Below are 11,620 nucleotides of genomic sequence, written 5' to 3' on the forward strand. Positions count from 1 at the left end.
ACTATTTGTTCGAAACCTTTTGAAAGATTGCGAGCGGCATGTCTGACGACTTTTACACCATGGTCGATTCCGGAGACCCGGCACCCGACAACGAGCACATCACCGGCGTGCGCGAAGAGCGTGCGGAAGGCGAGCAGACGACCACGCAGGCGCCAAAAGCCATGTACGCCGCGCGCATCGCCGTCTATGACGACATGCTGTCGACACCGCGGGTGATCGTCATTGATCCGCAAGATGTCCGCACGTATTTGGAAGAGACGACCAACACCGTCTACCAGTGCATGAAAGAACAAGGCGGCCATATCTCGCTCATGGTCATCCGCGAGATTGTCGAAAACTTTATCCACGCACACTTTGCCGAGCCCATCATCTCGATTCTGGACGGCGGAGAAACCATCCGCTTTGCTGACCAAGGACCCGGCATCGACGACAAGGAACGTGCTTTCGACTTTGGCGTTACCAGCGCAAACAGCAAGATGAAGCGCTATATCCGTGGAACCGGAGCAGGGTTTCCCATGGTGCAGGAGTATTTGGAAAACGCCGGCGGTGCCGTATCCATCGAGGACAACATGGGCAACGGCACCGTGGTTACGGTAAGCCTGAACCCTAAACGCGTGCAGGAAATCGAGCGTGCCGGCGGACGCGGCGCTGCCGTGCGGCCCGAGACGGAGCAGCCCACATATCCCCTGCCGGGAGCTTTTGCGCAGCAGACCGTGGCAACGCGGCAGATGCAGCCCCCCGTGGGACAGATGCAGCCGCCCGGAATGCTTCCCACACAAGAACCCCAGGCGGCATCTATGTCGATGCCGCCAAACATGCCAGAGGCCATGCCACTGGCTGATCAGGATGCAGCAGCAATGCAGCAGGCGACGGGGGCGCCGGGTGGCCAGCAAATGGGCTATCAGCCGTACCAACGGGGATATCCATATCAGCAGATGCCGCCACTGGGGTACGGCCAACCGTTCCCGCAGCAGTACCAGCAGGGATATCAGCAGCCGTACCAGCAGATGCCGCAGCAGCAGTACAACCCCTGGGCCCAGCAGACGCCTCCGCAGCCTTACCAACAGTGGCCTCAAAGTTTTCAACAGCAAATGCCGCCGACGCAGAGTTCTCAACAACCAGCAGCTCAAATGATGTATCCTAATGCAGTAAATCAGTATGCACAGCCACAACCGGACGTGTTCGTAAGCGATCGCGGCAACGCCGCGCTGGGCTATCTGGCGCAAAATCAAGCGTGCGGCGCAACCGATCTTGCGAGGGCGTTTGGAAACTCGGCCCCCACTTGGTCACGCACGCTCAATGACTTGGCGCAGGCCGGCTTGGTCATCAAGCATGGCCAGAAATACCATCTGACCGAACTCGGCGCCGCTCGCGTGCGAGCTCAGAGCTAAAGAACGGGAGAGACAGTGGACGAGGAAGCAAGCATCATCCTGGGGGATGCCATCGCCTTTTGCCAGCGCGACGGCCAAGATGCACGCCTCATCAACATGCTGGGGCAATCGCGCGCCATAAGCCTGACCGAAGATACGCTCACGATCGAGGCCCCCTCGCGCTTTGCCATCGCGCAGCTCAAAAAGCATCAGCCGACTATTGAGGCTTATCTGGAAGAAATCGCCTTTGCACCGATCGCGCTCGACATCGTGGCGCCGCAAGGCGCCGCGACGGAATCCGCTGCCGCGACGGCGCCCGCCACGGCTCCCGCTGCTTCCCCGACGGTACCAGCCTCCGCAAGCGACGTGCCGACAATCGAGCACCAGCACAGCGATGTTTCCCGTGAAACCATGGCGCCGTTGCCGACCGCGGCGGCGACGTCAACGAACGCACCCGTCACGCACATGCCCATCGCTCACGACGCAGCGGCGGGCGCGGATTCGGGCATTGCAATCAAGAACACGCTCTCGGCCGACGATTTTCGCCGCATGATGAACCAGATGAAGGGCGGAGCGCCGACTAAATCCACGCAAGCTGCGACCCCCGCTTCACCCATGCCAGCACCAACCGTGCCGGCCGAGCAGAATACGGATGGAGCCCCGCTCGCCGCGAACTCAAAATTTACCTTTGAGAACTTTGTCTACGGCCCCGAGAACAGCCATGCCTATCGCTCGGCGCTCAAGTTTGCCGCCCTCGCGGACGAGCGCGGCACATGCACATCACTGTTCATCTACGGCAAATCGGGCCTGGGCAAGACGCACCTGCTGCTTGCCATCAAAAACGAGCTCGCCGAGAAGTCGCCCGAGATCAAGGTCAAGTATGCCAACTCCCAGGCATATCTGGACGACCTGATGACCGAGTTCGACCGCCAAAAGAAGAGCAACGCCCCCATCATGCAGGCGTACCACGGTGTGGACGTGCTCATCATCGATGACATCCAAAACATCATCGGCAAGCGCGCGAGCGTGGACTACTTTTTCCAGCTCATGGACGAGTTCATCCGCAACAACAAGAAAGTCGTCATCGCGGCAGACCGCGCCCCCAAGGACCTGAGCATGGACGAGCGTCTGACCAGCCGCTTCAACGCCGGCATGCTCTGCCTAGTCGCAGAGCCCAGCTACGAGATGAAATACAAGATCTTGCAGCGATATTACGAGAACACCATCGTCGCCGCTCCCGAGGCAGGCGACGACTCGCTGCTGGCGGCCTATGGGGGCGACGGCGGGCACCTGACCGATGAGCACTTTAAGCACATGGCAGAGGTGTCGGGCACCAACATCCGCGAACTCGAGAGCTTCTGCGAGCGCTGCGCCGGCGAGGCGGGCGACCGCGAACGCGAGGGCGGGGAGCTCACCTTTGACGATATCGACGCCATCGCCAGCCAGTACTTCGACACATCGGCCAAAAAGATCAACGTGCAAACGGTTCAGTCCGTCATCGAAGAGCAGTACGGCGTGACGCACGAGGAGCTCATCGGCCCGCGTCGCAACGCCAATATCGCCAAAGCACGCCATATCGCTATCTACCTGGCCATCGAGATGTGCGAGATGACGACCACGGCGGTGGGCGCCGAATTTGGCAACCGCAACCACTCGACCGTCAGCACGAGCTACAAAAAGGTCCAGAAGATGATCCAGGAAGACCGCACCGTCACCGAAGACCTTAAGTCGCTGCGCGATAAAATTACACTGCGCTCGTAGGGAAATAGAGACACCTGTTGAAAACTTGTCGAAACCACGGGCATAAGGTGTCTAAAACCCAACCCGCGGTGATGAAAAGTTTTGCGCAGGTTTTGAACGTGGAAAACCACCCCTGTTGCACACAGGTTGCTGTCGATTCTCTTTTTGGGTCTGACCTGCGTCTTTGGGAGTAATCAACAGTTTCGTCAGTGCTATTACTATTATTAAGATATTTATATCTATAGAAAGGTATTAAAAGATGAAGTTCACCGTCAGCCAGAGCTCGCTTACACAAGCCATCGGCGTCGTTATGAAGGGTGTCGCTTCGGCATCCACCCTTCCCATCCTGTCGGGCGTGCTCGTTAAGGCGCAAGACGGCATCTTGGAATTCCAGACCTCTAACTACACCATCTCGATCCGTCATCGCATCGCGGCGCATGTCGAAGAAGAGGGCGAGATGGTTATCCCCTGTAAGATGCTCTCCAATATCACCAAGACCCTCCCCGATGCCCCGGTCACCTTTGAGCTGTCCGAGCGCCAAGTGCTGATCAGTTGCGAGAAGAGCTCTTTTAGGCTGAACACGCTCGATGCCAATGACTTCCCCGAGTTTCCGGCCTATGCCATCGAGAGCGCCGTGGAGCTGCCGACCGATATCTTGTCCGAAATGGTCGGTCGCGTGTGGCGCGTCACCTCGACCGACAAGGCCCGCCCCATCCTGGGCGGCGTGCACATGAAAGTCGAGAACAACACCGTGCGCCTGGTGGCGACCGATTCCTTCCGCTTGGCCGTGTGCGATACGCAGGTCGAGACCTCGACCCTCGAGGGCTCCTTTGAACTCAACGTTCCGGCCGACGCCTTTAACGACGCGCTGAACATCATGGCCAGCCAGGCGACCATCATGATCGGGGCTACCGACACCCAGGTCGTCTTTGAGGCCGGCAACACCACCTACGTGTCGCGCCGCATCGAGGGCGTGTACCCCAACTACAAGCAGCTCATCCCCGATTCGTGCGTGACGAGCGTCAAGATCGACGTCGCCGCCTTTAACGCCGCCCTCAAGCGCGTGGCCGTTATCGCGAGCGCCAACCCCGCCGTCAAGTTCGAGATCGATGTCGAGAACGGGCAGATGGGCCTGTCCTCCATTTCCAATGACCAGGACCTTGCGCAGGAGACGATCGATGTCGAGGCCGAGGGCGAGTCGGGTACCATCGCCTTCAACTACCACTACATCTTCGGCTGCCTCAATGCTCTGTCCAAGGAGAAGGAGATCACGCTGGAGCTCAAGAGCTACTCGCAGGCGGGCATCTTCAAGTCCTACGACAAGATCAACTACCTGTACCTGGTCATGCCGGTCCGCATCTAGCGCTGCGCCATGACCATGTTCGCCCGCGATCTTTCCGTCGCGCACTACCGCAGCTTCGATAGCTATCGTCTTGCCCTGGACGAGGGCGTGACGATACTTGCGGGACCAAACGCGGCGGGAAAGACCAATCTCATAGAGGCGCTGCAGCTGCTGACGAGCGGCGCCTCGTTTAGGCATCCGACCGCAGCCGAGCTCGTCCATGACGGCGTGGGCTCGTGCAAGGTCGAGCTGAGGCTCGAGGGCGACGGCCGCGTGCTTGATATGGGATTGAGCGCGGAGGACGGTAAGCGCTCGTTTAGCCGCAACGGCAAGAGATGCTCTGCCGCCGGTGTACGCGGGGTTCTGCCGAGCGTGCTGTTTTGCCCTGACCATCTGGACATGGTTAAGCGAGGCGCCAGTGTGCGCCGCGCCGCCCTCGATGACTTTGGCATGCAACTGAGCGCACGCTATGCCGATCTTGCGAGCACCTATGGGCGCTGCGTGACCCAGCGTAACGCCTTGCTCAAGGAGACCTGGTGCTGCCGTGAGATGCTCGGCGCGTGGAACGATTCGATTGCCCGCGCGGGCGCGGCTCTGCTCGTGCACCGGTTGGCCCTGCTCGACCGGCTGGCGGGCCATGTACACACTGCCTACGGGCAAGTGGCGTCCGGCGAGGCTGCCAACGTGACCTATACGTCCACACTGGGGGATTTGCCCCAGGTCGAGGATCGCGAAGAGCTGAAGGGCTGGGCGTACGAGCGCATGCTGGCCGCCCTTGATGAGCACGCCGACGAGGAAATTCGCCGCGGCGTGACGTTGGTGGGACCGCATCGCGACGAGATTGAATTTACCGTGGCGGGTCGCTCCGCCCGTCCATTTGCCAGCCAAGGACAGCAGCGAACGTTGGTACTGTCCTGGAAGGTGGCCGAGGTGGCCGTGGCTCGCGATGTTCTGGGTACTGCTCCGCTGTTGCTTCTGGACGACGTGATGAGCGAGCTCGACGGCGAGCGCCGCGGTGCTTTTCTGCGGCTGATCGGCGATGATATCCAAACGGTCATAACCACGACCAACCTGGGATACTTTACCGATGACCTGCTTGATCGAGCCAAGGTGGTGAGCATGGGTGAGACGTGCTAATTACGAGCGCGAGAGCGAAACGGTCGCCTTCAGTGGGTTTTTAAACGCAGAGCGCCAGCGCATCCTGGCGGCTGCAACACCTGAGCGCCGCGCGCAGATGGAGGCTGCCGAGGAGTCGCGCGCGGTCTATCGCGCGTGGAACGCGGTGTGCTCGGGCACGCGCGAGGGGCGGCATGTGACGGGCCTGCGCTACCTGCCCGAGTCCAATGAGCTGCTGGTATATCTCGATTCGCCCTCGTGGACGCAGGAAATGACGCTGTTGCGCGAGATCATCCGCGCGCGCATGGAGCGCGTCGGTGCGCATGTGGATGGCCTGGTGTTCAAAACCACCGCGCCCGGTCACACGCCGCCCGCTGCCAAAGAGCGTCTGCGTCCTGCCGTGGCCGAGCGCCCGCCGGCTCCGCATGCTGACCTAAGTGAGGCCGAGCGCACCGAGATTGAGCGCCAAGTGGCGCCCATCGAAGACCAAAAACTGCGCGAGGCCCTCGAGAACGCCATGAGAGCCAGTGCCGAGTGGGCCAAGGGCGTGCAAGGCAAAAAAGAGCCTTAAATCGCATCTGGTGGCCTTGTAGAGCCAAATACCCTCGTTCCCGAGGGTATTTTTTTACGATAAACTAGTAAGGCTGTACACATTTTCTTGACTGAAGGAGGACGTGTGGCAAACGAAAACGATTACGATGGCGGCGAGATTAAGATTCTCGAAGGTCTCGAGGCCGTTCGTAAGCGCCCGGGCATGTATATCGGCTCGACGAGCGCCAGCGGTCTGCATCACCTGGTGTGGGAGATCGTTGACAACTCCGTCGACGAGGCCATGGCCGGTTTCTGCACCGAGATCCAGGTGACGGTCCACGCCGACAACTCCATCACGGTCGTCGACAACGGGCGCGGCATCCCCGTCGACGAGCACCCTGTTAAAAAGATCCCGACGCTCGAGGTCGTCATGACGATCTTGCACGCCGGCGGTAAGTTCGATAACTCGGCCTATAAGGTCTCGGGCGGCCTGCACGGCGTGGGCATCTCCGTCGTCAACGCACTGTCCAAGCGCGTGGTCGTTCAGGTTCGTCGCGATGGCAACACCTACGAGATGGAGTTCTCGCGCGGCAAGACCGTCAAGAAGATGGAGGTCGTGGGCACCTCGGATTCGACGGGCACCACCGTCACCTTCTGGCCCGACGATGAGATCTTCGAGACCTGCATCTACGATTTCGATACGCTGCACAACCGTCTGCAGGAGACGGCGTTCCTCAATAAGAACCTCAAAATCGTGCTGACCGACGAGCGCGAAGCGACTCCCCACGTGGAGGAGTTTTGCTACGAGGGCGGCATCATCGACTTCGTCAAGTTCCTCAACGAGGGCAAGGACGTCCCCGAGGCCTTTAAGGAGCCCATCTACATCGAGGGCAAATCGGACCCGGACGCGCCTGTGGCCAAGATGGGAGAGGTCGAGGTTTCCCTGCAGTGGAATAGCGGCTACGGCGAGAACGTCATGTCGTTTGCCAACGACATCTACACCCCCGAAGGCGGCATGCACCTTGAGGGCTTCCGCACCGCGCTCACCCGCGTGATCAACGATTACGCGCGCAAGCAGAACCTGCTCAAGGAAAAAGACGCCAACCTGACCGGCGACGATGTGCGCGAGGGCCTTTCGGCCGTTATCTCGGTCAAGCTGCCCGATCCGCAGTTTGAGGGCCAGACCAAGGCAAAGCTCGGCAGCTCCTATATGCGAGCGCTCACGCTCAAGATTGTGACCGACGGCCTTGTCGATTACCTCGAGGAGCATCCCAAGCCCGCTCGCGAGATCGTCAAGAAGGCGCAACAGGCCTGCAAGGCGCGCAATGCCGCCCGCAAGGCGCGCGAGGCGACCCGCCGCAAGAGCCTGCTCGAGACGGCGTCCCTGCCCGGTAAGCTCGCCGACTGCTCGGTGCGCGATGCCGAGCTGACCGAGCTCTTCATCGTAGAGGGCGACTCGGCAGGCGGTTCGGCCAAGGACGGCCGTCGCCGAGACATCCAGGCGATTCTGCCCCTGCGCGGCAAGATTTTGAACGTCGAACGCGTTGGTGACCATCGCGCGTTCTCGAGTGACACCATTCAGTCGCTGATTACCGCGATCGGCTGCGGCGTCACGACGAGTGCCGGCGACGGCGGCGACTTCGATATCACCAAGGCGCGCTACCACAAGATCATCATCATGACCGATGCAGACGTCGACGGTGCGCATATCCGCATCCTGCTGCTGACGTTCTTCTACAAGTACATGCGTCCGCTGATCGATGCCGGCTACGTCTATGTTGCCTGCCCGCCCATCTTTGGCATTAAGGTGCGCAACAAGATCCACTACGTGTATCCCAACGGCCGCCAGCCCGAAGACGAGATCCTGCGCGACACCATCCAGAGTCTGGGCCTGAACCCCGACGATAACGACGAGGACGGCAAGGCCAAGGACGGCAAGATTACCAAGAAGCGCAAGGGCTATACCGTCCAGCGCTACAAGGGTCTGGGCGAGATGGACCCCAAGCAGCTTGCCTCGACGACGATGGACCCCAAGACCCGCATCCTGCAGCGTGTGTCGATCGAAGACGCCGTGGTGGCGGACCGCGCCGTGCGCGAGCTGATGGGTTCCGAGGTCGGCTATCGCCGCGAATACATTGAAAAACACGCACATGATGCACGATTCCTTGATGCTTAAGAGGAGGTAACGTGGCAGACGATATCAACAACAATGAGGGTATGGACGAGGCCGGCGATGCCGGTATGCCCGACGATCTGAAGCGCCTGCTTGCCCGTGCTGAGCAGGGCGAGGACGGCGACCCGGACGCCTATAACCCCGATGCCGATGATGACGAGGAAGAGGACGACGACGGCGAGCTCGAGGAGAGCTTTGGCGAAGTCGACCGTGGCGCCTCGGCCGGCGAGGATATCAACGGCGGCCAGCTCCAGATTTCGGAGTTCGGTCGCGAGATGAAGCAGTCGTTTATCGAGTATTCGATGTCGGTCATCACGGCGCGCGCCCTGCCGGACGTGCGCGACGGCTTAAAGCCGGTGCACCGCCGCATCCTGTACGCGATGAACGAGAGCGGCATCTACCCCAACCGCCCGCACAAGAAGTCAGCCTGGACGGTCGGCGAAGTTATCGGCAAGTACCACCCGCACGGTGACTCTGCGGTCTACGAGGCCATGGTCCGCTTGGCACAGTGGTTCTCCATGCGCACGCCGCTCATCGACGGCCACGGCAACTTCGGCAACATCGACGGCGACGGCGCGGCGGCCATGCGTTACACCGAGAGCCGCCTGGCCAAGCCCGCCATGGAACTGCTGCGTGACTTGCAGAAGGATACCGTCGACTGGCAGCCCAACTACGACGAATCGCTCGCCGAGCCCGTGGCGCTGCCTGCGCGCTTCCCCAACCTGCTGGTCAACGGCAGCCAGGGCATCGCCGTCGGCATGGCCACCAACATCGCCCCGCATAACCTCACCGAGGCGATCGAGGCCACCTGCTACCTGATCGACAACCCCGACGCCACCGTCGACGAGCTCATGCAGATTATGCCCGGTCCGGACTTCCCCACCGGCGCCATCATCATGGGCAGCGCCGGCATTAAGCAGAGCTACGAGACCGGCCGCGGCTCCATTACCGTGCGCGCCAAGGCACACGTTGAGTCCACCAAGACCGGTCGCAGCCGCCTGGTCTTCACCGAGATTCCCTACATGGTCAACAAGGGCACCCTGCAGGAGAAGATCGCCCAACTCGTCAACGACAAGCGCATCGAGGGCATCTCGGATATGCGCGATGAGTCCAACCAGAAGGGCATCCGTCTGGTCATCGAGCTCAAGAAGGGCGTCATTCCGCAGGTCGTGCTCAACAACCTGTATAAGTACACCTCGCTGCAGACGACCTTTGGCGCCAACAACCTGGCGCTCGTCAACGGCGTTCCCAAATGCCTGAGCCTGCGCGAGATGCTGCAGCACTACATTGACCACCAGGTCGACGTCGTTACCCGCCGCACCCGCTTCGACCTTAAGAAGGCCCAGGCGCGTGCCCATATCCTCGAGGGCTACCTGATGGCCCTTGACCATATCGACGAGGTCATTAGCATCATCCGCTCCTCGCAGACCGACTCCGAGGCCAGCAGCCGCCTGATCGAACGCTTTGGCTTTACGCCCGAGCAGACCACGGCCATCCTCGAGATGAAGCTGCGCCGCCTGACCGGCCTGGAGCGCGACAAGATCCAAGAAGAGTTGGACGGCCTGCGCCGCGCCATCGCCTACTACGAGGACCTGCTGGCGCATGAGGAGAAGATCCTGGGCGTCATCAAGGAAGAGATGCGCGAGATCTCCAAGAAGTTCGGCGACAAGCGCCGCACCGAGATCAGCCAGGTCGAGAAGGACCTGGATGTCGAGGACCTCATCGCCGACGAGGATATGGTCGTGACCATCACCCACACCGGCTACGTTAAGCGTATCCCGGTGGCCGCCTACCGTGCCCAGAAGCGCGGTGGCAAGGGCGTGTCGGGCGTCAACCTTAAAGAGGACGACGTCATCGACGAGATGTTCATCGCGTCCACGCACGAGTACGTGTTGTTCTTCTCGAGCAAGGGCAAGGTCTATCGCCTGAAGGTGCACGAGCTGCCGGTGGGTACGCGCCAGGCGCGCGGTACCGCGATCGTCAACCTGCTGCCCTTCGAGGAGGGCGAGAAGATCGCGAGCGTCATCAGCTGCCGCGAGTTCCCGGCCAACGAGTACCTGATGTTTGCCACCAAGAGCGGCATGGTCAAGAAGACCGTGATGAGCGCATATGACCGCAGCCGCCGCGATGGACTCATTGCCATCAACCTGCGCGACGACGACGCACTGCTGAACGTGCGCCGCGTGCGCGAGGGTGACAAGATCATCCTGGCCACCACTGCGGGCAAGGCGATTATGTTCTCCGAGGAGCAGGTGCGCGCTACCGGCCGCGATACCAGCGGCGTTCGCGGTATCGGTATGAAGGACGGCGTGAGCGTTCTGGGCATGGAAGTCACTAACGGCAACGGCGATCTGTTCGTCATCACCGAGCGCGGCTACGGCAAGCGCACGCCGGTCGCGGACTACCCGGAGCAGAATCGCGGCGGCCAGGGTGTCTACACCATCCAAATGACCGAGCGTAAGGGTAACCTTGCGGCCATGAAGACGGTGGGCCCGCAGCACGAGCTGTTCATCGTGACGGAGGGCGCGACGGTCATTCGCGTCAAGACCGACGAGATCAGCCAGACTGGCCGCGCCACCCAGGGCGTCAAGATGATGACCGTCGACGACAACGACCGCATCTGCGCCGTAGCCCGCATGACGGCAGCCAAAGAGAAGCCCGAAGGCGAAGCAACAGAAGACGGCTCTGCCCCCGAGGAAGCCCCAGTCGATCTAGGCGACGGCAACGACATGCCGGAAGATCTCCTCGACGAGTAAGAGGCCCTAACTGTTAGAAAATATCAGACCCCATATATCGGCGGTCGGCGCACTGCGCGCCGACCGCTTTTTTGAAAACCTTGGGACCCCATGGTCGCTGGGCTGGCGAGATGGTTTTGGTTTGTCGCGAGTTCCGCACGCAAAGAAGGCCACTTAATGTGGCCTTCGTCTTGCGCAGGACTGTCCGAGCAGCAAACCAAAACCATCTCGCCAGCCCAGCGACCATCCCTCCGGTTGATTTCCGATCTCAGCCGAACACATTGAGCTGATGGCTCGCTCCCGCAGTTAGCCGAACGCCCCCGCGGCCCCTCCTGGGGTCCGGGGGCGCCGTTTTCCCAGTTGAAGGAATGGTGGAGATGTGTTTCGATGGGTCCGGTGGCCATGCTCCGCCCGCCGCCCGGCACCTCTTCCCAGACTCAGCCGGACGGTCGGTCCGTCTATTCCGTTTTCTTCCAGGCTTGGCCAGCGGGGCATCGCCCCTCTCTGCGCGCGCCCTCTCGATGAGCCCCGGCGTCAGGTCGAGATCGCCGAGCGGCACGTCCCCCACGCCGTAGGCGTCCAGCAGCGCCGCCGCGTCCTCCCCGAGCATCGC

7 protein-coding genes are annotated in these 11,620 nt (G+C 61.1%); all 7 read left to right on the forward strand.

Going from position 1 to position 11,620, the window contains the following annotated elements:
* Positions 1-38: 38 nt before the first annotated feature.
* The 7 genes from ARB25_RS08310 to gyrA all read left to right on the forward strand — a co-directional run bounded on the left by ARB25_RS08310 (position 39) and on the right by gyrA (position 11,028).
* Complete coding sequence (locus tag ARB25_RS08310; protein WP_055287300.1) at positions 39-1,391, forward strand: ATP-binding protein; 1,353 nt, start codon at positions 39-41, stop codon at positions 1,389-1,391.
* Positions 1,392-1,406: 15 nt separating this feature from the next.
* Complete coding sequence (locus ARB25_RS08315) at positions 1,407-3,131, forward strand: DnaA ATPase domain-containing protein (protein WP_055287302.1); 1,725 nt, start codon at positions 1,407-1,409, stop codon at positions 3,129-3,131.
* Positions 3,132-3,369: 238 nt separating this feature from the next.
* The gene (gene dnaN / locus ARB25_RS08320; protein ID WP_006236186.1) at positions 3,370-4,473 is read left to right on the forward strand and encodes a DNA polymerase III subunit beta; all 1,104 of its coding nucleotides are present in this window, start codon (positions 3,370-3,372) and stop codon (positions 4,471-4,473) included.
* Positions 4,474-4,482: 9 nt separating this feature from the next.
* A complete protein-coding gene (gene recF, locus ARB25_RS08325; protein WP_055287304.1) occupies positions 4,483-5,589 on the forward strand; it encodes a DNA replication/repair protein RecF in 1,107 nt (368 codons plus the stop codon).
* Complete coding sequence (locus tag ARB25_RS08330) at positions 5,576-6,139, forward strand: DciA family protein (RefSeq protein ID WP_055287306.1); 564 nt, start codon at positions 5,576-5,578, stop codon at positions 6,137-6,139. Before recF ends, ARB25_RS08330 begins: the two co-directional genes overlap by 14 nt.
* A gap of 105 nt (positions 6,140-6,244) precedes the next feature.
* Positions 6,245-8,275: a DNA topoisomerase (ATP-hydrolyzing) subunit B gene (gyrB, locus tag ARB25_RS08335; protein WP_040360015.1), complete on the forward strand. Its 2,031-nt coding sequence runs from the start codon at positions 6,245-6,247 to the stop codon at positions 8,273-8,275.
* Between the two features lie 41 nt (positions 8,276-8,316).
* Positions 8,317-11,028, forward strand: a complete 2,712-nt coding sequence (gene gyrA, locus ARB25_RS08340; RefSeq protein ID WP_156327716.1) for a DNA gyrase subunit A — start codon at positions 8,317-8,319, stop codon at positions 11,026-11,028.
* The last annotated feature ends 592 nt before the right edge of the window (positions 11,029-11,620 follow it).

The sequence above is a fragment of the Collinsella aerofaciens genome (assembly GCF_001405375.1).
Lineage (GTDB): Bacteria > Actinomycetota > Coriobacteriia > Coriobacteriales > Coriobacteriaceae > Collinsella > Collinsella aerofaciens_F.

Bases quoted from the DNA above. Each gene is read 5' to 3' on its own strand.
- ARB25_RS08310 (WP_055287300.1), top strand. From the start codon at position 39: ATGTCTGACGACTTTTACACCATGGTCGATTCCGGAGACCCGGCACCC.
- dnaN (WP_006236186.1), top strand. From the start codon at position 3,370: ATGAAGTTCACCGTCAGCCAGAGCTCGCTTACACAAGCCATCGGCGTC.
- recF (WP_055287304.1), top strand. From the start codon at position 4,483: ATGACCATGTTCGCCCGCGATCTTTCCGTCGCGCACTACCGCAGCTTC.
- gyrA (WP_156327716.1), top strand. From the start codon at position 8,317: ATGGACGAGGCCGGCGATGCCGGTATGCCCGACGATCTGAAGCGCCTG.